23 protein-coding genes are annotated in these 22,216 nt (G+C 68.6%); 8 read left to right on the top strand and 15 right to left on the bottom strand.

From position 1 onward, the window contains the following. Positions 1-63: 63 nt before the first annotated feature. From AOP78_RS05030 to AOP78_RS05015, 4 genes are all read right to left on the bottom strand, one after another. Positions 64-1,413, bottom strand: a complete 1,350-nt coding sequence (locus AOP78_RS05030; RefSeq protein WP_062202128.1) for a class II 3-deoxy-7-phosphoheptulonate synthase — start codon at positions 1,411-1,413, stop codon at positions 64-66. Positions 1,414-1,419: 6 nt separating this feature from the next. After that, positions 1,420-2,619 carry a pyrophosphate--fructose-6-phosphate 1-phosphotransferase gene (locus tag AOP78_RS05025; RefSeq protein WP_062202127.1) on the bottom strand — a complete coding sequence of 400 codons (1,200 nt, stop codon included), beginning with the start codon at positions 2,617-2,619 and terminating at the stop codon, positions 1,420-1,422. Positions 2,620-2,700: 81 nt separating this feature from the next. Then, positions 2,701-3,426 (bottom strand): lysophospholipid acyltransferase family protein, encoded by a 726-nt coding sequence (locus AOP78_RS05020; RefSeq protein WP_062202126.1) that lies wholly within the window; start codon positions 3,424-3,426, stop codon positions 2,701-2,703. Between the two features lie 9 nt (positions 3,427-3,435). Continuing rightward, entirely contained in the window at positions 3,436-4,395 is a 960-nt protein-coding gene (locus AOP78_RS05015; RefSeq protein ID WP_062202125.1) for an ROK family glucokinase, read from the bottom strand. An 80-nt stretch (positions 4,396-4,475) separates the two neighbouring features. On the opposite strand from AOP78_RS05015, the gene AOP78_RS05010 reads away from it, so the two are divergent. Beyond that, positions 4,476-6,260: an AMP-dependent synthetase/ligase gene (locus AOP78_RS05010; protein ID WP_062202124.1), complete on the top strand. Its 1,785-nt coding sequence runs from the start codon at positions 4,476-4,478 to the stop codon at positions 6,258-6,260. 77 nt (positions 6,261-6,337) lie between these two features. Here AOP78_RS05010 and AOP78_RS05005 read toward each other — a convergent pair whose 3' ends face one another. Then, positions 6,338-6,577, bottom strand: a complete 240-nt coding sequence (locus AOP78_RS05005) for a hypothetical protein (RefSeq protein WP_062202123.1) — start codon at positions 6,575-6,577, stop codon at positions 6,338-6,340. 135 nt (positions 6,578-6,712) lie between these two features. On the opposite strand from AOP78_RS05005, the gene AOP78_RS05000 reads away from it, so the two are divergent. Further along, positions 6,713-8,440 (top strand): DEDD exonuclease domain-containing protein, encoded by a 1,728-nt coding sequence (locus AOP78_RS05000; RefSeq protein ID WP_083979842.1) that lies wholly within the window; start codon positions 6,713-6,715, stop codon positions 8,438-8,440. Here AOP78_RS05000 and trpD read toward each other — a convergent pair whose 3' ends face one another. Continuing rightward, a complete protein-coding gene (gene trpD, locus AOP78_RS04995; RefSeq protein WP_062202122.1) occupies positions 8,441-9,481 on the bottom strand; it encodes an anthranilate phosphoribosyltransferase in 1,041 nt (346 codons plus the stop codon). A gap of 9 nt (positions 9,482-9,490) precedes the next feature. After that, a complete protein-coding gene (locus AOP78_RS04990; protein ID WP_062202121.1) occupies positions 9,491-9,904 on the bottom strand; it encodes a response regulator in 414 nt (137 codons plus the stop codon). 88 nt (positions 9,905-9,992) lie between these two features. Between AOP78_RS04990 and ctaE the strand changes: the two genes are divergently transcribed. The 5 genes from ctaE (at position 9,993) to AOP78_RS04965 (ending at position 14,980) form a co-directional block, all read left to right on the top strand. Further along, positions 9,993-10,622, top strand: coding sequence for an aa3-type cytochrome oxidase subunit III (gene ctaE, locus AOP78_RS04985; RefSeq protein ID WP_062202120.1), 630 nt, complete (start codon positions 9,993-9,995; stop codon positions 10,620-10,622). A gap of 15 nt (positions 10,623-10,637) precedes the next feature. Continuing rightward, positions 10,638-11,420, top strand: a complete 783-nt coding sequence (gene qcrC / locus AOP78_RS04980) for a cytochrome bc1 complex diheme cytochrome c subunit (protein WP_062202119.1) — start codon at positions 10,638-10,640, stop codon at positions 11,418-11,420. Next, positions 11,417-12,469, top strand: a complete 1,053-nt coding sequence (qcrA, locus tag AOP78_RS04975) for a cytochrome bc1 complex Rieske iron-sulfur subunit (RefSeq protein WP_062202118.1) — start codon at positions 11,417-11,419, stop codon at positions 12,467-12,469. The genes qcrC and qcrA overlap by 4 nt, the downstream gene beginning before the upstream one ends. After that, positions 12,469-14,145 (top strand): cytochrome bc1 complex cytochrome b subunit, encoded by a 1,677-nt coding sequence (gene qcrB / locus AOP78_RS04970; protein ID WP_062202117.1) that lies wholly within the window; start codon positions 12,469-12,471, stop codon positions 14,143-14,145. Before qcrA ends, qcrB begins: the two co-directional genes overlap by 1 nt. Positions 14,146-14,359: 214 nt before the next feature. Further along, positions 14,360-14,980, top strand: coding sequence for a superoxide dismutase (locus AOP78_RS04965; RefSeq protein WP_062202116.1), 621 nt, complete (start codon positions 14,360-14,362; stop codon positions 14,978-14,980). Between the two features lie 70 nt (positions 14,981-15,050). On the opposite strand, the gene AOP78_RS04960 is transcribed toward AOP78_RS04965, so the two are convergent. The 4 genes from AOP78_RS04960 to ctaC all read right to left on the bottom strand — a co-directional run bounded on the left by AOP78_RS04960 (position 15,051) and on the right by ctaC (position 18,775). Then, positions 15,051-15,524 (bottom strand): GNAT family N-acetyltransferase, encoded by a 474-nt coding sequence (locus AOP78_RS04960; RefSeq protein WP_236685297.1) that lies wholly within the window; start codon positions 15,522-15,524, stop codon positions 15,051-15,053. A 213-nt stretch (positions 15,525-15,737) separates the two neighbouring features. Then, positions 15,738-16,139: a cytochrome c oxidase subunit 4 gene (locus AOP78_RS04955; protein ID WP_062202115.1), complete on the bottom strand. Its 402-nt coding sequence runs from the start codon at positions 16,137-16,139 to the stop codon at positions 15,738-15,740. Between the two features lie 12 nt (positions 16,140-16,151). Beyond that, the gene (ctaD, locus tag AOP78_RS04950) at positions 16,152-17,909 is read right to left on the bottom strand and encodes an aa3-type cytochrome oxidase subunit I (RefSeq protein ID WP_062202114.1); all 1,758 of its coding nucleotides are present in this window, start codon (positions 17,907-17,909) and stop codon (positions 16,152-16,154) included. Then, complete coding sequence (gene ctaC / locus AOP78_RS04945; protein ID WP_439645015.1) at positions 17,909-18,775, bottom strand: aa3-type cytochrome oxidase subunit II; 867 nt, start codon at positions 18,773-18,775, stop codon at positions 17,909-17,911. The genes ctaD and ctaC overlap by 1 nt, the downstream gene beginning before the upstream one ends. A gap of 32 nt (positions 18,776-18,807) precedes the next feature. On the opposite strand from ctaC, the gene AOP78_RS04940 reads away from it, so the two are divergent. Continuing rightward, entirely contained in the window at positions 18,808-19,983 is a 1,176-nt protein-coding gene (locus AOP78_RS04940; RefSeq protein ID WP_083979840.1) for a cysteine desulfurase family protein, read from the top strand. A 101-nt stretch (positions 19,984-20,084) separates the two neighbouring features. Here the strand turns inward: AOP78_RS04940 and erpA are convergent, their stop codons facing one another. The 4 genes from erpA to AOP78_RS04920 form a co-directional block, all read right to left on the bottom strand. Continuing rightward, positions 20,085-20,438 carry an iron-sulfur cluster insertion protein ErpA gene (gene erpA, locus AOP78_RS04935; RefSeq protein ID WP_062202111.1) on the bottom strand — a complete coding sequence of 118 codons (354 nt, stop codon included), beginning with the start codon at positions 20,436-20,438 and terminating at the stop codon, positions 20,085-20,087. Positions 20,439-20,627: 189 nt separating this feature from the next. Then, positions 20,628-21,602: a glycerate kinase gene (locus AOP78_RS04930; RefSeq protein ID WP_062202110.1), complete on the bottom strand. Its 975-nt coding sequence runs from the start codon at positions 21,600-21,602 to the stop codon at positions 20,628-20,630. A 62-nt stretch (positions 21,603-21,664) separates the two neighbouring features. After that, entirely contained in the window at positions 21,665-21,919 is a 255-nt protein-coding gene (locus AOP78_RS04925) for a Txe/YoeB family addiction module toxin (protein ID WP_062202109.1), read from the bottom strand. Next, entirely contained in the window at positions 21,916-22,164 is a 249-nt protein-coding gene (locus tag AOP78_RS04920) for a type II toxin-antitoxin system Phd/YefM family antitoxin (RefSeq protein WP_062202108.1), read from the bottom strand. Before AOP78_RS04920 ends, AOP78_RS04925 begins: the two co-directional genes overlap by 4 nt. Positions 22,165-22,216 lie beyond the last annotated feature (52 nt).

Here is a 22,216-nt window from a genome sequence, read left to right as displayed (position 1 = left end):
GGCGGGGCCCGGCATCAGCCGGGCCCCGCCTCTTGCGTACGGCGCGCGATCGCGCTCAGCGCATCAGCTTCGCGCGCTGAGCAGCTCCGCCACCAGGAACGCCATCTCGAGCGACTGCTGGTGGTTCAGGCGCGGATCGACCTTCGTCTCGTAGCGGAAGGCGAGACCCTCGTCGTCGATCTCCTCGGTGCCGCCGAGGACCTCGGTGACGTCGTCACCGGTGAGCTCGACGTGAAGTCCCCCAGGCACGGTGCCGAGAGAGCGATGCACCTCGAAGAAGCCCGTGACCTCGTCGAGGATCGTGTCGAAGCTGCGGGTCTTGAAGCCCGACGCCGACGTGAACGTGTTCCCGTGCATCGGGTCCGTGAGCCACGTGACCGGGACGCCCGCGTCACGCACGCCCTCGACGATGCCGGGAAGCACGTCCCTGACCTTGTCCGCGCCCATGCGCGCGACGAACGTCAGGCGACCTTCGATGCCGTTCGGGTTGAGCCGCTCCGACAGCGCGATGGCATCCGCCGCGGTCGAGGTGGGGCCGAGCTTCACCGCGATCGGGTTGTGGATCCTCGACATGAACTCCACATGCGCGCCGTCCAGCTCGCGCGTGCGCTCGCCGATCCACAGCAGGTGGCCCGAGCAGTCGTACGGCAGCCCGGAACGGGAGTCGATGCGGGTGAGCGCACGCTCGTAGTCCAGCAGCAGAGCCTCGTGGCTTGAGAACATCTCGACCGTGCGCAGCGCGTCGAAGTCGCCGCCGGCCGCCTCCATGAAGCGCACCGCGCGGTCGATCTCGCCCGCCATCTGGTCGTAGCGCGCGTACGCCGGGTTGGCGGCGAAGCCCTTGTTCCACTGGTGGACGCGACGCAGGTCCGCGAAGCCACCCGTGGTGAAGGCCCTGATGAGGTTCAGGGTCGACGCCGACACGTGGTACGCCTCGAGCAGCCGCTCGGGGTCAGGAGTGCGAGCCTCCTCGGTGAACGCGAAGGCGTTGACGATGTCGCCGCGGTACGCGGGCAGTGTCACGCCGTCGCGGGTCTCCGTGTCGGACGACCGCGGCTTCGCGTACTGACCGGCCATGCGGCCGATCTTGATTACGGGCGTCGAGGCGCCGTAGGTCAGGACGACCGCCATCTGGAGGATCGTCTTGATCTTGTTGCGGATCCGGTCGGCGGAGGCCTCCGAGAAGATCTCCGCGCAGTCACCGCCCTGGAGGACGAAGGCCTCGCCGCGGCCGGCGGCTGCGAGATGTCCTCGCAGCACGTCGGCCTCTCCTGCGAAGACCAGCGGGGGGACCTCCCTCAGGCGCGCGGTCGCGCGCTCGAGGGCGTCCTTATCGGGCCAGACGGGCTGCTGCTTCGCCTCGCACGCGAGGTACGAGTCGACGCCGGCCGCCTGGAGGGCTGCCTCGGTCATGCGCTATCAGGCCTGACCGATCTCCGCGATCATCTCGGTGTACCAGGGAGTGGTCACGTCGAAGGGCTTGTGGCCGGCGATGCGCGGGAACGGGATCGCCTTGAGGCGGTCGCCGTCCTCCTCGTCGTGACCGATGACGCCGGGCTCGCCGCGCAGGGCGCACTCGACCGCGTAGTCGGTCATGGACTTGATGAGGCGCAGGTCGGTCGCGTTCGCGGCCGCGGCGCGCGAGTAGTAGCCCGACTTCTGCACCATGACCTTCTCGGCGCCCAGGCGCTCCGCGAACTGCTTCGCGAACCACTGTCCCGGGTTGATCGTGTCGAGCTTGACGTGACCGAACGGGTCACGGTCGACGGTGCCGCCGGCCTCCTCGATCTCCGCGATGATCTCGGGCACGCCAGCGCCCTCGGACAGGAAGATGTTGACGTTGCCGACCTCGTCCATGACGGCCTTGAGGCGCTCGGCCTCGGCGTCAAGGTCGATCTTCGACTCGGGCACGTACACCGCGTGGATGTCCCAACGCTCCTTGGTGAGGCCGATACCGGGGAGGAACGTGCGGGTCGCGAGGTCCTCGCGGTAGGACTTCGCGGCGGCGGCGGTGAGCCAGCCGCACGCGCGGCCCATGACCTCGTGGATGATCAGCATGCGCGGGCCCGAGCGGTGCTCGCCGATGATGTTGCGGCCGAACTTGGCGGCCTCCTCGGCAGCGGTCCACGCGCCGAGCGACTGACGGATGGGCACCACGTCGTTGTCGATGGTCTTCGGGAGGCCGACCACGGTGAGCCCGTAGTCGTGCTCCGCGAGGTACGCGGCGAGGTCCGCTGCGGTCGTGTTGGTGTCGTCGCCACCGATGGTGTGGAGGACGTCGACGCCGTCGGCCTTGAGCTGCTCCGCGGCGACCTCGAGCGGGTTCTGACCCTCCTCGACGAGCCCGCGCTTGACGCAGTCGGCCGCGTTCGTGAGCTTCACGCGCGAGTTGCCGATGGGCGAGCCGCCGAACTCGTGCAGCAGGCCGGCGTGGGCGCGGACCTCGTCGTCGATCACGGTCTTCTTGCCCTGCAGCAGGCCCCAGTAACCGTGCTCATAGGCGATGATCTCGACCTCGGGAGCGATCTCGGTGTAGCGCTCGATCAGTCCGCCGACGGCGGACGAGAGGCAGGGGGCGAAGCCTCCGGCGGTGAGAAGTGCGACGCGGCGAACCGACATGGCGATTCCTTTCGATTTCGTCTCGAGAATTCCTCGCCCATCATAGGGGTGGGCGCTCCCCGGTGCAGACGGCCCGAGGGCCTAGGAGGCGGCACCGTCCCCGGCCCGACCGGACGGCTTCTGGCCACCCTTGTCGAGCTCACGCTTGTACTGGGCGGCATCCCGATCCACGTACTCCTGGCCGGAGAGCTCGCCGATCGCATGGACCACCTTGTCCGTCAGCTCGCGCAGAGCCTCGCGGTCGTCCTGGCGGGCGCTGTACTCGGACGGATCGATCGGAGCGCCGATGCGCACCCCGATGTCGGCGCGCGACGGCACCTTCTGCCCGATCGGCTGGGCGACGTCCGTGCCGATCATCGCGACAGGGATGATCGGCACGCCCGCCTCGATGGCGAGGCGCGCGACGCCGGTCTTACCGCGGTAGATGCGACCGTCGGGGCTGCGGGTCCCCTCGGGGTAGATGCCGAGCAGCTCTCCACCCTGCACCACCTGCAGGCCGGTGCGCAGCGCCGCCTCAGACGCGCGACCTCCGCCGCGATGCACGGGGATCGTGCCGACGCCCTCCATGAAGGCGCGGGTGGCCCATCCCTTGACGCCCTTGCCCGTGAAGTACTCGGACTTGCCGAGGAACACGACCTTCCGCTTGAGGACGAGCGGCAGGAAGATCGAGTCCGAGAACGACAGGTGGTTCGAGGCGAGGATCGCGCCTCCGGTCTCGGGCACGTTCTCGGCACCCTCGACCCACGGCTGGTAGTAGGCCTTCATCGGCGGTCCGATGATGACGTGCTTGAACAGGCCGTAGTACATCGATTCCTCCTAGACGCCCACGGCCTCGCGGGCGAGCGCGGCCGCGCCGACGATCCCGGCGTCGTTGCCCATCTCCGCCGCGACGATCGGCGTCACGGGGCGCACGGCCTGGGCAGGCACATGCTCGTTGTAGGCCTCGCGGGCGGGCTCAAGCAGCAGGTCCCCCGCTGCGATCGCGCCGCCGCCGATCACGAACACCTCGGGATCGAGCACCGCGGCGAGCGACGCGCAGCCGATGCCGATCCAGGTGCCGAGGTCACGCAGCAGCTCGATCGAGAGCTCATCGCCCTCCATGGCGGCCTCGGTGACGTCGGGGCCGGTGATCTTCGCCGCCTCGCCGCCGGCGCGCTCGAGCAGCGCCGCGGCGCGGACCTCACGCTCGATGCCGGCACGGCGCGCCTCGCGGGTGAGCGCCGAGCCCGAGCCGTACTGCTCGAAGCAGCCGCGCAGACCGCAGCCGCACGGGTGCCCGTCCGGCACGACGCGCATGTGGCCCACCTCGGCCGCGAAGCCGTAGGCGCCGCGCACGAGCTCGCTGTTGACGATGAGAGCGGCGCCGATACCGGTGCCGATGGTCAGCATCGTCATGTTGCGGGTGTGACGGCCCGCGCCGTGCACGTACTCGGCCCAGCCGGCCGCGTTGCCGTCGTTCTCCACGACGACCGCCAGGTCGTCACGCCCGATCAGGTCCCGCACCTTGTCGCCGAGCGCGTACTCGCGCCACGCGATGTTCGGAGCGAAGGTCATGTGGTTGCGGTCGGAGCTCGCGAACCCCGCGGCCGCGAGGCCCACCGACTTGAACTCGAAATCCTTCGAGAGCTCCTTCACCGCGTCGGCGATCGCGAGATCGATCGATCCCGGGTCCTGCGGCTTGGTCTCCCTGCGCAGCTTGGTCACGATGGTGCCGTCGGCCGCGACGACCCCCACCGCGATCTTGGTGCCGCCGATGTCGACTCCAATGGCGTGCATGGCCCTCGCTCTCCTTTGATCGTCTCCCCGGTCCTCAAGGGTATCGTGAGAAAAACGGCTGGACCGACGAGGGAGCGACGATGCCGACTGACGACCGCGAGTATGCGGCCAACATCCCCGTGATGATCAGGAAGGCCTGGGAGGATCGGGCCGATCGCACCGTGCTCCGGTACACCGACGATGACGACGCATGGCACGACCTGAGCGGCGCCGAGGCGCAGGCGCTCGTGAACGCCGTCGCGAAGGGCTTCATCGCGCGTGGCGTCCAGCCCGCCGACGCCGTGTCGATCATGGCGCGGACGCGATACGAGTGGTCGATCGTGGATCTCGCGCTCTGGTCCGTCTCCGCGCTGCCCGTTCCGATCTACGACACGTCGTCCGCATCTCAGATCGACTGGATCACGTCGGACTCGGAGGTCTCGACGATCGTGGTCGAGACCGCGCACCACGCGAAGCTCGCGCGTTCCGTGGCCGCTGACTCCGAGAGCCCCCTCACGCATGTGCTCGTCATGGACGAGGGTTGCATCGACGACCTCATCGCCGCGGGCCGAGAGGTCCCCGACGCCGAGCTCAACCGCCGCGTGGAGCTCGCGGGCCACGATGACGTCGCGACGATCATCTACACCTCTGGCACCACGGGCCGTCCCAAGGGCGTGGAGCTGACCCACTACAACTACGTGCGCCACACCGTGGGCATCCAGCAGGAGTTGGGGCCGGTGCTGTTGAGCGAGGGCGCCTCGACCGTGCTGTTCATGACGCTCGCGCACTCGCTCGCGCGCCTGGTCGAGGTGGTGCTGCTCGCCTCCGGCACGGTCATCGGCTACTGCCCCGACTCGAAGAAGCTCGTGCCGCTGCTCGGCACGTTCAAGCCGACCCTGCTGCTCGCGGTGCCACGCGTGTTCGAGAAGGTCTACAACTCGGCCGAGCAGAAGGCCGCGGCCGGCGGCAAGGTCAAGATCTTCCGCTGGGCGGCGAAGCAGTCGATCGAGTACTCGAAGGCCCAGGGAACCCCTCGTGGCCCGTCGCCGATGCTGCGCGCGCAACACGCTGTCGCGTACCGCCTGGTGCTGTCGAAGATCGTCGACGTGCTCGGCGGCAACGCGCGCTGGGCCATCTCCGGGTCCGCGCCGCTCGGAGACCGGCTCGGGCACTTCTACGGTGGGCTCGGGCTTCACGTCATGGAGGGCTACGGGCTCACCGAGGTCAACGCAGCCTCCCACGTCAACCGACCCGATGTCTCCAAGATCGGCACGGTCGGCAAGGTGCTTCCCGGGATGGAGGCGCGAGTCGCCGATGACGGCGAGATCATGATGCGCGGCGAGATGCTCTTCAGGGGCTATCACCGCAATCCGACCGCGACCCAGGACGCCATGTCGGACGGCTGGTTCGCGACGGGTGACATCGGCACGATCGACGAGGAGGGCTTCCTCACGATCACGGGGCGCAAGAAGGAGATCATCGTCACCGCGGGCGGCAAGAATGTCGCGCCGGCGGTGCTCGAGGACCGGCTCCGCGCCTACCCGCTCGTCGACCAGTGCGTGGTCGTGGGCGACGGCAAGCCGTTCATCGCGGCGCTCGTCACGCTCGACGCCGAGGCGCTTCCGGGCTGGCTCAAGGGCAAGGAGCTGCCCGAGATGACGCCCGCCGAGGCCGCGGCGCACCCCGTCGTGCGCGAGCACATGGATCGCGCCGTGTCGCGCGCGAACAAGGCGGTGTCCCGCGCCGAGTCGATCCGCAAGTACGAGATCCTGCTCGAGGACTTCACGGTGGACAACGGGTATCTCACCCCGTCCCTCAAGGTGAAGCGCACCCAGGTGCTCAAGGACTTCGCGGATCGGATCGAGGACCTGTACCTGACCCGCTGACGGGCGCGACGGATCGCCTCGCCCGGCCTCTGTGGCGGTGGCGCGCATGACACGCGCCACCGATCACCGGCGTCGTGTCACCCCGCTCTTCGGCGTTCGACGAGCCGCAGGGGCGCGATGAGTCCGCCCGCGGCGAGGTTCGCCACCGCCTTCATCTGGTCGGGGTCCATCTCGACGGGCTCGTGAACGCCGGACCGGGCGTCGGCGGTGACGGGCTCGGGAGCTGCCCCGGGCCTCACGGGGATGGTCAGGAAGCTGACCACGCAGTCGCCGCACGCACGGCCGCGCATCTCGCACGTATCGCAATCGATCAACATGGCTCCCACGCTAGGGACGGGGTCTGACATTCGCGGATGAGGGCGCCGTGCGGTGGAGCGCGGACGATGTGAACCGCGCTGGGGACGCCGGTCGGTCCCCGCCTCCGTGTCAGCCCCGTGACGTACCGTCCTTGCATGACCACGCCCGATCTCGCGCCTCTCCTCGCAGGCACTCAGCGCAGCCTCGAGGACATCGGCGAGCCCCTCTCCGCGACCACCTTCGTCGTCGTGGACCTCGAGACGACGGGAGGATCCCCCGACTCCTCGGGCATCACGGAGATCGGCGCGGTGAAGACGCGGGGTGGCGAGGTGCTCGGCGAGTTCCAGACGCTCGTGGATCCCGGCGCCCCGATCCCTCCCATGATCGTGGCGCTGACGGGGATCACGGATGCGATGGTCTACGCGGCGCCCCGCATCGAGCAGGTGCTCCCCTCATTCCTCGAGTTCCTGGGCGACGCGGTGCTCGTCGCGCACAACGCCCGCTTCGACGTGGGCTTCCTCAAGGCCGCGTGCCGCGCCCACGAGTACGCGTGGCCAGGCAACGAGGTCGTCGACACCCTCGTCCTCGCGCGACGCGCGACCACCAAGGAGGAGGCCCCGAACAAGAAGCTCGGCACCCTCGCGCGGGTGTTCGGCACGGAGGTCACGCCCAATCACCGCGCGCTCGACGACGCGCGCGCGACATCCGAGGTGCTCCACGGCATGCTCGAGCGCCTCGCGAGGTTCGGCATCACGCATCGCGAGGATCTCGACTCGCTGCGCAACCCGATGCCGGAGAGGCTGCGCAAGAAGGCCGTTCTCGCGGAAGGGGTCCCGTCCAAGCCCGGCGTCTACATCTTCAGGGGGCCCCGCGGCGAGCGCCTCTACGTCGGCACCTCCAAGAACCTGCGTTCGCGCGTGAAGAGCTACTTCACGCGCGGGGAGCAGCGTCGGCAGATCCGGGAGATGCTCGAGCTCGCGGTCGCCGTGGACACCCAGGTGTGCGCGACCGAGATCGAGGCGAACGTGCGTGAGGTGCGCCTGATCGAGGAGCATCGCCCGCGATACAACAGGCGTTCCGCGCGGCCCGAGCGCACGACGTGGGTGAAGCTGACCTCCGAGCCGTATCCCCGCCTGTCCGTCTCGCGCGCGATCGCGGGCGCCCAGGGCGTGCTGGGGCCCATGCGCGGCGCGGGCGACGCCAGGGCCGCGATCGAGGCGCTCGAGCTCGCAATGTCGCTGCGCACCTGCACGACGCGGCTTCCGCTCGTTCCCCGCCCACTCGCTCGAGCATGCCTGCTCAAGGATCTCGGCCAATGCTCGGCGCCCTGCCAGCGCGGCGCGGACTCGGGCTACGCCCAGGCCGTCGATGCCGCACGCTCCGCGATGATGGAGGATCCCTCCCCCGTCGTCGAGGCGCTGCGCGTCCAGATCGCCGAGCACGCCGCGCGGCTCGACTACGAGCGCGCCGCCGAGCTGAGGGATGGCGTGAGCGCCTTGATCGAGGGCGCGATGCGGGGTCAGCGTCTCGAGTCGCTCAGGCGCGTGAGCCTCGTCGCGGCCCGACGCTCGGGCGACGGGTGGGACCTCGTCTCGGTCAGCCGCGGCCTCCTCGCCGGATCCGAGCACGTCGCGGGTCAGGTGTGGGCCGCCGCCGATCGCCTGCGGGACGCCTGGGCCACCCTGGACGTCGCCGAACCGCTCATCGAGGAGCAGGAGATGCTCGCGCGCTGGCTCGAGCGCCCCGGAACGCGCCTGCTGCACGTGGACGGCGAGTGGGCCCAGTCCGTCAATGCGGCGGGCAGACACGCGTCATGGGTGAGCGCCCGCAAGGACGACCACGCGAAGGTCGTCGACAGCCGAAGGTCCGCCGTCAGCTACTGATCACGCCTGGGTGTCGGCGACCCAGCGATCGAGGACGTCGCTCGCGCGGCCCTCGTCGATGGATGTGGCCGCGATCTCCATGCCGGCGGCGAAGCGCTCGACCAGCGAACCGCTCGACGTGCCCGGCAGGGTCCCGTCGGCGACCATGCCCGCGGCCGCATTCAGGATCACGGTGTCGCGCACCGGCCCCGTGGAGCCGGCGAGCATCTCCCTCGCGATCGCCGCGTTCTCCGACGGCTCACCCCCACGCAGATCCTCGACGGTGATCGGCGGCAGGCCCAGGTCGCGCACCGCGTCGAGACGCAGCTCGTGGACCTCGCCCGCGCGGACCTCCCAGACGGTCGCGCCACCGGTCGCGGCGAGCTCGTCGAGCCCGTCGTCTCCGTGGAACACGAGCGCCTCGCGCCCCTGCGCCGCGATCACTCCCGCGAGGACCGGCGAGACACGCATCGACGACGAGCCGATCGCCGTGGCCTCCGGCTGCGCGGGATTGGTCAGCGGGCCCAGGATGTTGAACGTCGTCGGGACGCCGATCTCCTTGCGGATGGGCATCGCGAAGCGCATGGCCGGGTGGAACACCTGAGCGAAGCAGAAGGTGATTCCCACCTCGGTCGCGAGCTCCTTCACCCGCTCCACCGGCAGGTCGAGCCGCACGCCCAGCTCGGCGAGCACATCGGCGGAGCCCGACTTGGAGGTTGCGGCGCGGTTGCCGTGCTTGACCACGGTGAGCCCCGCACCCGCCATGACGAGCGAGGCCATGGTTGAGATGTTCACGGTGTGCGCGCCGTCGCCGCCGGTGCCGACGATGTCGACCGACCGGGTCGGGACCTCGAATCGCACGGCGTGATCCAGCATCGCCGCGGCGAGACCGGCGACCTCCTCCGAGGTCTCGCGCTTGACGCGCAGGGCCGCGAGCAGCGCGGCCACGGTGACGGGCGACGCGGAGTCGGTGAGGATCTGGTCCATCACGCTCGAGGTCTCGTCCGCGGTGAGGTCCTGGTGCTCGACGAGCTTGGACAGCAGCTCCTGCAGGGTCGCCATACCGGACCCCTACTTGGCGAGCAGCTCGACGACGGCCTCGCGCACGGCGAACGGGTCGAGCGGGTGCGACACGGCGCCATCGGCCTCCGACCACGTGGCGAGCCACGCGTCGCCGGGGCGCCCGACGAGCAGCAGGATCGGCGGCACGCTGAACATCTCGTGCTTCATCTGCCGCGCGATCCCCATGCCGCCGACCTTGGCGGCCTCTCCGTCGAGGATCACGAGGTCGAACGCGTCACCGTCGAGCGCCGTCACGGTCGCCTCGTGCGTCGCCGTCTCGAGCCACTCGATCGACCGCCCCGCGGCGGTCGATCCCACCGCGAAACGCACCTTCTCGCGCACGTTGCGGTCGTCCGAATAGAGCAGGATTCGCGCGGTGGCGGTTTCGAGGGCGTTCTCGTCCCTGGTCTGCAGGTCGCTCATATCGACATTCTGGCACGCGCACGGGCTTCGAGGAACGCGCCCCACCGGTTGATGCCATGTCAACCTCCCGTGCGCTTTAATAGGACCTATGTCCCATGCAACGACGGTGCCGTCGCCCATTCACGCGACCCGCCCCAACCAGGTGGCAGTCGGAACCATCGTGTGGCTGAGCTCCGAGCTGATGTTCTTCGCCGGCCTGTTCGCGATGTACTTCACATTGAGGGCCCAGGTGCCCGATGTGTGGGAGGAGACGACCCAGCTCCTCAAGCTCCCGACTGCCTTGTTCTTCACCGTGGTCCTCGTCCTGTCCTCGTTCACCGCGCAGGCAGGCGTCTTCGCCGCGGAGCGATATCAGAGGCGCCGCACCGGCTCGATCTGGCAGGTCAAGAGCTGGGGCATGCACGAGTGGTTCGTGCTCACGTATCTGATGGGTTCGCTCTTCATCGCCGGCCAGGTCTACGAGTACGCGACGCTCGTGTCGGAGGGGATCACGATCTCGTCGAGCCCCTACGGCTCGGTCTTCTACCTCGCGACCGGCTTCCACGGCCTGCACGTCATCGGCGGCCTCATCGCGATGCTGTTCGTGCTGGCACGCTCGTTCGCCGCCAAGAAGTTCACCTCTCACGAGGCCACCACCACCATCGTCGTGTCGTACTACTGGCACTTCGTGGACGTGGTGTGGATCGCCCTGTTCGCCGTCGTCTACCTGGTCCAGTAAAGGGTCCCCCCGACAATGCACGCACTTGCACGCAAGCGCTACCACAAGGCGGCCCCGCTGATCCTTGTGCTGACGCTCCTCGCTCTTCTCACCGGCGTCGGCGCCGTCATCACGTCGCAGTCCGCCGAGGCCACCACCGCGTCGTCCTCCGACATCGAGGAAGGGCAGAAGCTCTTCACGTCGAACTGCGCCACCTGCCACGGCATCGATGCGCAGGGCCAGGACGGCGTCGCTCCGTCGCTCGTCGGCGTCGGCGCCGCCGCGGTCGACTTCCAGGTCGGCACGGGCCGCATGCCCATGCAGGCCTCGGGCGCCCAGGCTCCCGCGAAGGAGGTCGTCTTCACCGAGGAGCAGATCGCACAGCTCGCGGCCTACGTCGCCTCGCTCGGCACGGGCCCCTCGGTTCCGACAGCGGAACAGGTGGACCCCGAGCTCGGCGACGCGGCCAAGGGCATGGAGCTGTTCCGCACGAACTGCGCCATGTGCCACGGCTCGGTCGGCGGCGGCGGAGCCCTCACGCAGGGCAAGTTCGCGCCGTCGCTCATGGAGACGACGCCGACCCACATCTTCGAGGCGATGCTGACGGGCCCGCAGTCCATGCCCGTCTTCAACAACGCCAACATCACCGAGGAGAGCAAGCGCGACATCATCGCGTACCTGGTCGCGCAGCGCGACGGCTCCCCCGGCGGCCTCTCGTTCGGTTCCATCGGCCCCGTGGCCGAGGCGTTCTGGGCCTGGATCGTCGGCATCGGCCTCCTCATCGCAAGCACGATCTGGATCGGAGCGCGCTCCTCATGAGCCTCGAGAACACCACTGAGCCAGGGGCGGAGCAGGAGTTCCAGGACCCAGGCGTCCCCTTCCATCGACCACGCAAGGCTGATGTCGACCCGAAGGCGGCGGACAAGGCCGAGCGCCAGACCGCGGCGATCTTCGGACTGTCCATCGTGGGCACGATCGTCGCTCTGGTCGGCTACTTCGGCATGGACATGGGCGAGTCCGTGACCTCCATCCGGACCTTCAACGCCGTGCTGGGCCTGGGAATCGCGCTCGCGATGCTCGGCATCGGCATCGGCGCCATCCACTGGGCGAAGACGCTCATGCGTGACCACGAGATGGTCGAGGAGCGCCACGAGATGCGCTCGTCCGACGAGGCGCGCGAGGGCGCGATCCAGAACCTCAAGGACGGCGTCGAGGACTCGGGGCTCGCCGGCCCCAAGCGTCGCACGCTGCTCAAGGGCTCGATGATCACCGCGCTCGCCATCGCTCCGCTGGCGTTCCTGGTGCCTCAGATCGCCTCGATGGGAGGTGACTGGAACGTCTCCAAGTTCCGCCACACCATGTGGGCCAAGGGCGTCCGCCTCACCAAGGACCCCGACGGCACCCCCATCAAGGCCGCCGACGTCACGATCGGCTCTGCCTTCCACGTCATCCCCGACGGCCTCAACGAGCTCGAGCACGGCAAGATCGAGGAGAAGGCCAAGGCCGTCGTCCTCCTGGTCCGCCTCAACCCCGAGGACCTCAATGTCCAGGAGGGCCGCGAGGACTGGTCCTTCGACGGGATCGTCGCCTACTCGAAGATCTGCACCCACGTCGGCTGCCCCGTGGCGCTCTACGAGCAGCAGACGCACCACCTGCTATGCCCGTGCCACCAGTCCACCTTCGACGTCGCCAACGGCGCCAAGGTCGTCTTCGGTCCGGCCAAGCGTCCGCTCCCCCAGCTCCCCATCGAGGTGGACGACGAGGGCTACATCGTGGCCAAGAGCGACTTCCACGAGCCCGTCGGCCCCTCATTCTGGGACCGCCTCATGGGCGATGACTCGACCGACGACGAGGAGACGAGCCACTGATGGGCGCCAAGCTCAACGCCGCCGCTTCCGGCACCGCCAACTACGTCGACGAGCGCACCGGGGTCGGCGCGCTGGTCAAGTACTTCTCGCGCAAGCTCTTCCCCGACCACTGGTCGTTCATGCTGGGCGAGGTCGCGCTGTACTCGTTCGTCGTCCTGCTGCTGTCGGGCGTCTTCATCACCGCCTACTTCGAGCCGTCCATGACGATCGTCGAGTACGACGGCCCTCTCGAGACGATGCAGGGCGTCGAGATGTCGAAGGCCTTCGAGTCGACGCTGCATATGTCGTTCGAGGTCCCCGGTGGCCTCCTCATGCGCCAGATCCACCACTGGGCGGCGCTGATGTTCACCGCGGCCATCGTGATCCACATGGCCCGCGTGTTCTTCACGGGCGCGTTCCGCAAGCCGCGCGAGCTCAACTGGCTCGTCGGCTTCACGCTGATGATCCTGTCCCTCGCGGGAGGCTTCACCGGCTACTCGCTGCCCGACGACGTACTCTCCGGCAACGGCCTGCGCATCATCGACGGCGTCATCAAGTCGGTGCCGATCCTCGGCTCGTACATCTCGTTCTGGCTGTTCGGCGGCGAGTTCCCCGGCGAGGTCCTGATCCCCCGCCTGTTCACCGCGCACATCCTGCTGGTGCCCGGCCTGATCCTCGCGCTCGTCGCGGTGCACCTGTTCCTGGTGTTCCTGCACAAGCACACCCAGTACCCGGGCGGCGGACGCACCCACAAGAACGTCGTCGGCCTGCCGCTGTTCCCGGTCTACACCGCGAAGGCGGGCGGATTCTTCTTCGTCGTCTTCGGCATCATCGCGATCCTCGGCGCCCTGTTCACCATCAACCCGGTGTGGAACTACGGCCCTTACGACCCGTCGCCGGTGTCCGCGGGAACGCAGCCCGACTGGTACATCCTGTTCGTCGACGGCGCGCTGCGCCTCATGCCCGGATGGCTGGGGCCGATCCCCTTCGAGTGGCACATCTTCGGCATCACCCTGCCGATGAACATCCTCATCCCCGCAGTGATCATCCCCGGTCTGTTCTTCACCACGCTCGCGCTGTACCCGTGGATCGAGGCGTGGGCCACCGGTGACCGCGGCGAGAAGCATGTGCTCGACCGTCCGCGCAACGCGCCGACCCGCACCGGCATCGGCGTCGCGCTGATCTCGTTCTACATGATCCTGGCGATGGAGGGCTCGAACGACATCATCGCCAACCTGTTCCATCTGTCGCTCAACGACCTCACGTGGACGTTCCGCATCGCGATCTTCGTCGTCCCGCCGACCCTGTTCTGGGTCACCAAGCGCATCGCCATGGGCCTCCAACGCAAGGACCGCGAACTGGTCCTCCACGGCCACGAGACGGGCCGCATCGTCCGTCACGAGCACGGCGAGTACATCGAGGTCCACGAGCCGCTGAGCGACCAGGAGCTGTGGCTCCGGGTCAACTACGAGAACATCGCGCCGTTCGACGCTCCCGAGGAGTACAACGAGGCCGGCGTGCGCAGGAAGGGCATGCGCTGGCAGCGGTTCAAGGCCCGCCTGTCGCGGTTCTACTTCGAGGACCGCGTCGAGCCCGTCACCCCCGCCGAGTACGCCGAGGCGCAGCACCACCACGGTTCGCACGACGACGCGGCGCATGAGAGCGAGCATGAGCTCGCCGAGGCCGCGAAGGACTGACGCCACGCGTCTGACGAGGAGTCCAGGAGGAGCCGTGCCGCGCACGCCGCTCCCCTGGGCTCCTCGTTCTCTGTTCACACGACGTTCAGCCGGGCCTGGAACAACTGCAAGGTCCCACCGGTTGGAGTAGATGTAGGTCCGATGGACATCCCTGCGTCCGTCGGACATGCACAGACCGAAGAGCCCCTGGGAGGGGGCCTGATGAGGAGGAAGAATGGCCGAGTACAGCCTGCCGGATCTCACGTATGACTACGGCGCTCTCGACCCGCACATCGCGGGCCAGATCATGGAGCTGCACCACAGCAAGCACCACGCCGCGTACGTCGCGGGTGCGAACACCGCTCTCGAGAAGATGGCCGAGGCGCGCGACACCGACAGCTTCGGTGCGATCGCGGGCCTCGAGAAGGCCCTCGCCTTCAACCTGGGTGGCCACACCAACCACTCGATCTTCTGGACGAACATGTCCCCCGAGGGCGGCGACAAGCCGTTCGGCGAGCTGGCCGCCGCGATCGACGACAACTTCGGCTCGTTCGACAAGTTCGTCGCGCACTTCACCAACAACGCGATGACGATCATGGGCTCCGGCTGGTCGATCCTCGCGTGGGACACGATCGGCAAGAAGCTCGTCATCGTGCAGCTGTACGACCAGCAGGGCAACGTCCCCGTCGGCCTCGTCCCGCTGCTCATGCTCGACATGTGGGAGCACGCCTTCTACCTCCAGTACCGCAACGTCAAGGCGGACTACGTCAAGGCGTGGTGGAACGTCGTGGACTGGGGCAACGTGCAGGCGCGCTTCACCAAGGCGGTCTCCGTCGAGGGCCTCATCGTCCTCTGACGCACCCCCTCGCAGGATTCAAGGGCGGGTCTCCTCCGGGAGGCCCGCCCTTCGTCGTACGCGGGCTCCTTCAGAGCCGCAGCAGCATCGTGTCCGCGTTGCCAGAGCGACCGACCACGGCGAAGCCAAGCGCGTCGTACAGCCGCCGGGCGCCGTCGTTGCCGTCCTCGACGGACAGGCTCAGCCCAGGGAGCTCCTGAGCGCGTGCCAGGTCGATCAGCGCGGTCAGCAGCGCCCTCCCCACGCCCCTGCCCTGGGCCGCCGGCGTGACGGCGAGCCCGATCTCGGGGACGTCATCGGCGAAGTAGCCGTAGCCAGGGTCACTGGAGTTGAAGAAGCGCCACCACGCGCAACCGACGGACGCACCGTCGTCCTCTGCCATCACGCCGTCGTCGCCGGCGCGCATCCAGCCCTCGATGTAGTGGGCGATCTCCGGCGCGGCCCACACGCGTTCCGCATCCCAGTCGCGGCCCGGCTGCCAGTTCATCGCGAGCACGAGGAAAGGCATGAGGTCGTCGGCTGAGGCGAGGCGGCGAAGGTGCACGTTGCGGCTTTCTGCTGGATTCGGACGGATGACGATCAGTGTCCTCCAGGACGCACGCGGGCGTCGAAGGTGGCACGGAGCGCGTCCACCGGGGTTCTTGGCGGCGTGATGGCCGGCAGCCGGCTTCCGGCACGGGGACGATGCGACCGCCGGCCAGGAACGCAGAACGGCCCGACTCCCCCTCAGGAGCCGGGCCCTTCTGTCGGACGGGGGTCAGTGCGCGAAGCGCCCCGTCGAGAACTCCATCACCCAGCCGACGACACCGATCGTGCCGATGATCGCCGCGGGGGCCATGAGCCACCAGCCGACCGCCATAGCCACGAACGCGATCGCGGCGCCGAGCGCCATGACGAGCGGCCACCAGCTCCACGGGGCGTACAGGCCCTGGTCGCCCGACAGCTCGGCGATCTCGGCGTCCTCGCGGTCCTCGGGGCGGGCGCCGTGGCGACGCTCGAGCATCTTGAAGTAGACGCCGACCATGAACGCGAGGCCCGCGGTGAGCAGGATCGCCGGGAACCCGACGGTCTCCTTGAAATGCGTGAGGAATCCGTAGACCAGCCCGATGAAGAGGAAGAACAGCCCGGGCAGGAAGAAGACGTTGGATTCGATCTTCATGTCAGCTCGCTCCTACTTCGTGTCGGCGGTGTCGGTGGCGGACGAGTCGTCGACCGAGGTGGACGGGCCTCCTGCCATCGCGAACGCGGGGTCGCCCTCGTGGTCGATCGCGGCGACCTCGGGGTGGTGCAGGTCGAACGCGGGGCGCTCCGAGCGGATGCGCGGGATCGACGTGAAGTTGTGACGCGGGGGCGGGCAAGAGGTCGCCCACTCGAGCGAGCCTCCGAAGCCCCACGGGTCGTCCACGGTGACCTTGGGTGCCTTCTTGTGCGTGATGTAGATGTTCCAGAAGAACGGCAGGGTGGAGATCGCCGTGAGGAACGCGCCGACGGTCGACAGCTGGTTCATCCAGGTGAAGCCGTCCTCGGGCAGGTAGTCGACGTAGCGTCGCGCCATGCCCTCGGCGCCCAGCCAGTGCTGGACCAGGAACGTGGTGTGGAAGCCGACGAACAGCAGGTAGAAGTGGACCTTGCCCCACGTCTCGTCGAGCATCTTGCCGGTGAACTTGGGCCACCAGAAGTAGAAGCCGGCGAACATCGCGAACACGACGGTGCCGAACACCACGTAGTGGAAGTGCGCGACGACGAAGTAGGTGTCGGAGATCGGGAAGTCGAGGACCGGCGACGACAGGATGATGCCGGTGAGCCCGCCGAAGAGGAACGTGATGAGGAAGCCCACGGACCACAGCATCGGCGTGGCCATGACGATCTTGCCTCGCCACATCGTGCCGATCCAGTTGTAGAACTTCACTCCCGTCGGCACCGCGATGAGCATCGTCATGAACGAGAAGAACGGCAGCAGCACCGCGCCGGTCACGTACATGTGGTGCGCCCACACGGACACGGACAGCGCGGCGATCGCGATGGTCGCGTACACGAGGCCGTGGTATCCGAACAGCGGCTTGCGGCTGAAGACGGGGAAGATCTCGGAGACGATGCCGAAGAACGGCAGCGCGATGATGTAGACCTCGGGGTGACCGAAGAACCAGAACAGGTGCTGCCAGAGGATGGCTCCGCCGTTCTCGGGGTCGAAGATCTGCGCGCCGAGCACGCGGTCCGCGCCGAGTGCGAACAGCGCGGAGGCGAACGGCGGGAACGCGATGATGACGAGCATCGACGTGACCAGCGTGTTCCACGTGAAGATCGGCATGCGGAACATCGTCATGCCGGGCGCGCGCATCGTCACGATGGTCGTGATGAAGTTGACCGCGCCGAGGATCGTGCCGAAGCCGCCGAGCGCGAGGCCGAAGACCCACAGGTTGCCGCCGACGCCCGGGGAGTAGACCGCGTTGGACAGCGGCGCGTACGCGAACCAGCCGAACGAGGCCGCGCCGGACGGCGTGAAGAACCCGGCGACAGCGATGAGGCCACCGAACAGGTACAGCCAGTAGGCGAACATGTTGAGGCGCGGGAACGCGACGTCAGGGGCGCCGATCTGCAGCGGCATGATGACGTTCGCGAAGCCGGCGAACAGCGGCGTCGCGAACAGCAGCAGCATGATCGTGCCGTGCATCGTGAACAGCTGGTTGTACTGCTCGGCGGACTGCACGATCTGGATGCCGGGCGCGAACAGCTCGGCGCGGATGAGCAGCGCGAGCAGGCCGCCGATCACGAAGAAGCCGAACGACGTGACCAGGTACATGTACCCGATGGTCTTGTGGTCGGTGGAGGTGATCCACTTGATGACCTGCGAGCCGGAGCGGCTCGGCGCGGCCGGGATGGTGCGAACGGTGTCGAGGGCGCCTGGCTCCTCGAAAGCTGCGATGGCCATCAGTCCTCGCTCTCCTCGATGCCGATCTGCACGGCCTGGTCGCGCGAGTACTCGAGGCCGATGATGCCGGTGTGGCCCTCCTCGCGCAGCGACTCGATGTAGGCGTCGTACTCCTCGCGGGAGACGACCTTCACGTTGAACAGCATGGACGCGTGGTACTCGCCGCAGAGCTCGGCGCACTTGCCCTGGTAGGTGCCCTCCTCCTGAGGGATCACCTGGAAGACGTTGGTCTTGCCCGGGATCGTGTCCTCCTTGTAGAGGAACGCCGGGATCCAGAAAGAGTGGATGACGTCGCGCGAGTTGAGCTGGAACTCGACGAGCTCGCCGACCGGCAGATAGAGGGTCGGCAGGGTCTCCTCGACGCCCTCCTCACCGGTGAGCTGCGCCTGGACGCCGATGCTGTGCACGTCGTCCGTCACGTAGTTGAAGTCCCACGACCACTGCTTGCCGATGACCTGGATCTCCACGTCGGGCTCGGCCGACGTGTCCTTGATCTCCCAGACGCCGCGCACGGTCCAGGTGAACAGGACGCCGACCATGATCACCGGGACGATGGTGTACATGAGCTCGAGCGGCACGTTCGCCCTGGTCTGCTTGGGGAGCTGATCATCGCCCTTGCGCTTGCGATAGACGGCGACCGCCCAGAGGATCAGACCCCAGGTGATGACACCGACGGCGAGCGCGGCGATCCAGGATCCGTTCCACAGCTGGATGATCGTTCCAGTGTGGTTGGTGATCTCGGGAGTGGACGGGAGGGCGCCGTTCTCGATCCCGGTCGAGCAGCCGGCGAGCATCATTGCCACGCCGCCGAGGCCGACCGCAGTCAGGGTGCGCCTGAGCAAACGGGTACGCGTATTTGGGGACACGTCCACAGCATAGCGCGCGGTACTTTGGTCCTATGGCGCAGACTCGCACTTATCTCGACGCGAGCGGCAGCGCTCCCATGACCGACAGGGCGCTCGAGGCAGTGCGTGCCGGTTTCGCGGACGGCTGGGCGGACCCCCGGCGCCTCCACGCGGAGTCCCGGCGGGCCCAGGGCCTGGTCGAGGCGTCGCGCGAGGCCATCGCCGAGGTGCTCGGATGTCCCGCGCACGAGGTCGCCTTCTCCCCGAGCCCCGTGATCGCGCTCGAGCGCGTGATCGGCGCGGTCCACACGGCCCGTCGCGGGCGCGAGCGCATCGTCGCCTCGGCCGTCGAGCGGGACGCGACGCTGCACGCCGCGCACTACTACTCGAGCGGCCACGTTGAGACCGTCCCGGTGGACGCGCAGGGTCACCTTGACGTCGATTGGTTCACGGCCGCGCTCGACTATCCCGATGTCACGCTCGCCGCAGTCGAGCACGTCAACCACGAGCTCGGCACCGCGCAGCGGCTCGACGCCATCCACGAGATCACCGCGGCGCATGAGGTGCCGCTCGTCGTGGATGCGACCGCGTCGATCGGTCATATGGAGTCACCCCACTCCTGGGACGCGATCGTCGCGAACCCCGCCGACTGGGGCGGCCCGCAGGGCGTCGGCGTCCTCGCGGTGCGCTCGCGCACCCGCTGGCTGCCGGCATGGCCCGAGCGCTCGGGCTGGGAGGCCGGTGGAGTGTCGGTCCCGTTGATCCTCGCGTCGGCGGTCGCCCTTCAAGAGCGGATGGAGACTCTCGCCGCGACGGAGACCCGCGTATCCGGCCTGGTCGAGCGCATCCGCTCGGAGGCCGCCCGCATGGACGCCGTGAGTGTCGTGGGGGACCCGCTCGAGCGAGCACCCCACCTCGTCACCCTCGTGTGCACGGGCGTTGACGGCGAGGCGGTGCTCGGACGCCTCGACCGGGAGGGCATCGCCGTCGGCTCGGGCTCGGCCTGCGAGCACGACGGCTTCGAGCCCAGCCGGGTCCTCGCGGCGATCGGCTCGCCTTCGACCGGCAACATCCGCATCGGTCTCCACCCGGGAGTGGACGATGCGGCGGTCGACCGCTTCCTCGCCCTCCTCCCCCGCGTCATCGCGGACGCCAGGTCCGATGCGGGGTTCGGCGGCCGCGTCGAGGTCCCGCAGGAGGCGCCCGCCTGGGGGCGTGTGAACGACTAGGGGCGTCGACTCCTCCAGCTGCCGCATCGTCCTGGAACGACGAAGGACGGTGAGGGCCGCGTGGCCCTCACCGTCCTTCGTGAAGCTTTCGAGACGCCCGATCAGGCGAACGAGTCACCGCACGCGCACGAGCTCGACGCGTTGGGGTTGTCGATCGTGAAGCCCTGCTTCTCGATGGTGTCCGAGAAGTCGATGGTCGCGCCATCGAGGTACGGCACCGACATCTTGTCCACGATCACTCCGACGCCGTCGAAGTCGCGGATGGCGTCGCCGTCGAGCGTGCGCTCATCGAAGTACAGCTGGTAGATGAGGCCCGAGCAGCCGCCCGGCTGCACGGCGAGGCGCAGACGCAGGTCGTCGCGGCCCTCCTGCTCGAGCAGGCTCTTGACCTTCGCGGCGGCGGTGTCGGTGATGACGACGCCGTGGGTCTTCTCCGAGGTGGCGGTGTCTGCCATGGCCACTTCCTTTCGTTGTTCCGTCTACAACAATACGACGACGCACGGGTCTTGGCGACGATCTCGCCCGGCGAAGGAACGATGCGGACCCGACGACCGCTGAGGGATGGCCGCCGGGTCCTGCCCATAGCAACGCTTGACGCACGCAGGTTGTGCCCGGATTCCCACGCAGATTTCCTGCGTCCTTGCTCAGCGCGAAGGAGTCCAGGTACGAGCGGCGCGAGTCACCGCGTCCGCAAGGCCCGACGCGCCCTCGTCCCCCAGGTGCGCACCGTGGATGCCCGCGGCCATGAGGTCGCGCCTGCCGACATGAGAGTCGGTCGTGAGGACGACAGCGGGGACGCCCTGCGCGGCCGCGAGGCCGCCGGCGGGGGCCGTCGCACCGTGGTCGAGCGCGGCGTGCGACAGCGTGTCCACGACGGCGACGACGACGTCGGCAGACTGGACCGCCTCGGGCAGGCCCGCCCACGAGGCGAGCGAGTGAGAGGCCGCCTCGAGGCGCGCCCCGAGCGCGGCCAGGCAGTACGCGAGGCCACCCGCGGCTCCTGTGCGGGGCTGGTCGGACAGCCGGCGCGGGCTCGCGAGCAGCTCGCGCGCCGCGACCACGTCGTCGGCCTTCGCGGCGCGGGCACGCCACCGCTCCTCCTGCTGCTGCGCGGCGATCGCGAGGGCACGGTCCCCCTCGCGCCCCTCGCGCACCGCCGCGCTCATGCCGTGGAAGCCGAGCAGCGGCCGGTCCGAGCCGACGAGCGCCGTGATGTCGAGGCCTGCGAGAGCGGAGCGGGACTCGACCAAGGACGCACCCCACAAGGCCGTGGCGTCGCCCGCGGGCTCGGCATCGCCGAGCGGGACGATCACCCGCTTCGCTTCCGTGCCCGATGCGGCGATGGCCCGGAGAGCTGAGCCGAGCGAGGTCGGGTCCCATCGCTGCGCTCCACCGGCGGGCGCGAGCATGAGGCCTTCGTACGTGTCCGCGGCGGTGACGCGCTCGATCGTGCGCAGCGGGCCGGCCACGCTGTCGGCGCTGCGCGGGCCGCCATCGCCCAGGAGGACGGTGACGACGTCGATGCCCGGCGCCGCGTCGCGCCACGCGTGCTCGACGATCCGCCTGGCCTCGTAGGCGGGGACGCCAGGCCAGCCCTCGACTGCCGCTACGACTCGCATGGGGTCAAGTGTGCCTGCCTCGCCAGGGCTCCGATGTCATCAAGGAGGCAGATCCGAACCGGTCAGTAGTGGTACCTGGCCTGAAGGATCAGCAGGCTCTCTCCCTCGACGCGGTAGACGAGACGGTGCTCGCCGTCGATCCGCCGCGACCACGCATCAACTCCGTACCGCAACCGCTCGGGCTTGCCGATCCCCGTGAAGGGATCATCTCTGCAGATGTCATCGATAACCCTGTTGACGCGTCGCAGCACGGCGCGGTCCTCCGACTGCCAGCACCGGTAGTCCTCCCAGCCAGCGGTCGTGAACGAGACCCTCACCCGCGGTCCAGCTCGTGCACGACGCCACCGCCCGCTCGCAGCTCAGCATCGGCCTCGTGCAACCGTCGCGCATTCGCGGGCGAACGGAAGAGGTAGGCCGTCTCCTGGAGTGCCTCGTACTCCTCGAGCGACATCAGCACCGCCGAGCCGGCCTTCGACGTGATCTCCACGGCCAGCGCATCGTCATTGACCTGCTTGATCAGCGGGAACAGGTTCTTCCTGGCCTCGCTCGCGGTGATCGCCATGGCACGCTCCATCCGTAGTCGTACCACAAATGGTACCTCCGACCGGAGCGTC

It is taken from the genome of Demequina salsinemoris (assembly GCF_000974805.1).
Taxonomy (GTDB): Bacteria; Actinomycetota; Actinomycetes; order Actinomycetales; family Demequinaceae; genus Demequina; species Demequina salsinemoris.
This window is presented reverse-complemented; position numbering and strand designations above follow the sequence as displayed.

Coding starts and splice junctions, on each gene's coding strand:
- AOP78_RS05030 (WP_062202128.1), bottom strand. CDS start 1,413: ATGACCGAGGCAGCCCTCCAGGCGGCCGGCGTCGACTCGTACCTCGCG.
- AOP78_RS05025 (WP_062202127.1), bottom strand. CDS start 2,619: ATGTCGGTTCGCCGCGTCGCACTTCTCACCGCCGGAGGCTTCGCCCCC.
- AOP78_RS05020 (WP_062202126.1), bottom strand. CDS start 3,426: ATGTACTACGGCCTGTTCAAGCACGTCATCATCGGACCGCCGATGAAG.
- AOP78_RS05015 (WP_062202125.1), bottom strand. CDS start 4,395: ATGCACGCCATTGGAGTCGACATCGGCGGCACCAAGATCGCGGTGGGG.
- AOP78_RS05010 (WP_062202124.1), top strand. CDS start 4,476: ATGCCGACTGACGACCGCGAGTATGCGGCCAACATCCCCGTGATGATC.
- AOP78_RS05005 (WP_062202123.1), bottom strand. CDS start 6,577: ATGTTGATCGATTGCGATACGTGCGAGATGCGCGGCCGTGCGTGCGGC.
- AOP78_RS05000 (WP_083979842.1), top strand. CDS start 6,713: ATGACCACGCCCGATCTCGCGCCTCTCCTCGCAGGCACTCAGCGCAGC.
- trpD (WP_062202122.1), bottom strand. CDS start 9,481: ATGGCGACCCTGCAGGAGCTGCTGTCCAAGCTCGTCGAGCACCAGGAC.
- AOP78_RS04990 (WP_062202121.1), bottom strand. CDS start 9,904: ATGAGCGACCTGCAGACCAGGGACGAGAACGCCCTCGAAACCGCCACC.
- ctaE (WP_062202120.1), top strand. CDS start 9,993: ATGTCCCATGCAACGACGGTGCCGTCGCCCATTCACGCGACCCGCCCC.
- qcrC (WP_062202119.1), top strand. CDS start 10,638: ATGCACGCACTTGCACGCAAGCGCTACCACAAGGCGGCCCCGCTGATC.
- qcrA (WP_062202118.1), top strand. CDS start 11,417: ATGAGCCTCGAGAACACCACTGAGCCAGGGGCGGAGCAGGAGTTCCAG.
- qcrB (WP_062202117.1), top strand. CDS start 12,469: ATGGGCGCCAAGCTCAACGCCGCCGCTTCCGGCACCGCCAACTACGTC.
- AOP78_RS04965 (WP_062202116.1), top strand. CDS start 14,360: ATGGCCGAGTACAGCCTGCCGGATCTCACGTATGACTACGGCGCTCTC.
- AOP78_RS04955 (WP_062202115.1), bottom strand. CDS start 16,139: ATGAAGATCGAATCCAACGTCTTCTTCCTGCCCGGGCTGTTCTTCCTC.
- ctaD (WP_062202114.1), bottom strand. CDS start 17,909: ATGGCCATCGCAGCTTTCGAGGAGCCAGGCGCCCTCGACACCGTTCGC.
- AOP78_RS04940 (WP_083979840.1), top strand. CDS start 18,808: ATGGCGCAGACTCGCACTTATCTCGACGCGAGCGGCAGCGCTCCCATG.
- erpA (WP_062202111.1), bottom strand. CDS start 20,438: ATGGCAGACACCGCCACCTCGGAGAAGACCCACGGCGTCGTCATCACC.
- AOP78_RS04930 (WP_062202110.1), bottom strand. CDS start 21,602: ATGCGAGTCGTAGCGGCAGTCGAGGGCTGGCCTGGCGTCCCCGCCTAC.
- AOP78_RS04920 (WP_062202108.1), bottom strand. CDS start 22,164: ATGGCGATCACCGCGAGCGAGGCCAGGAAGAACCTGTTCCCGCTGATC.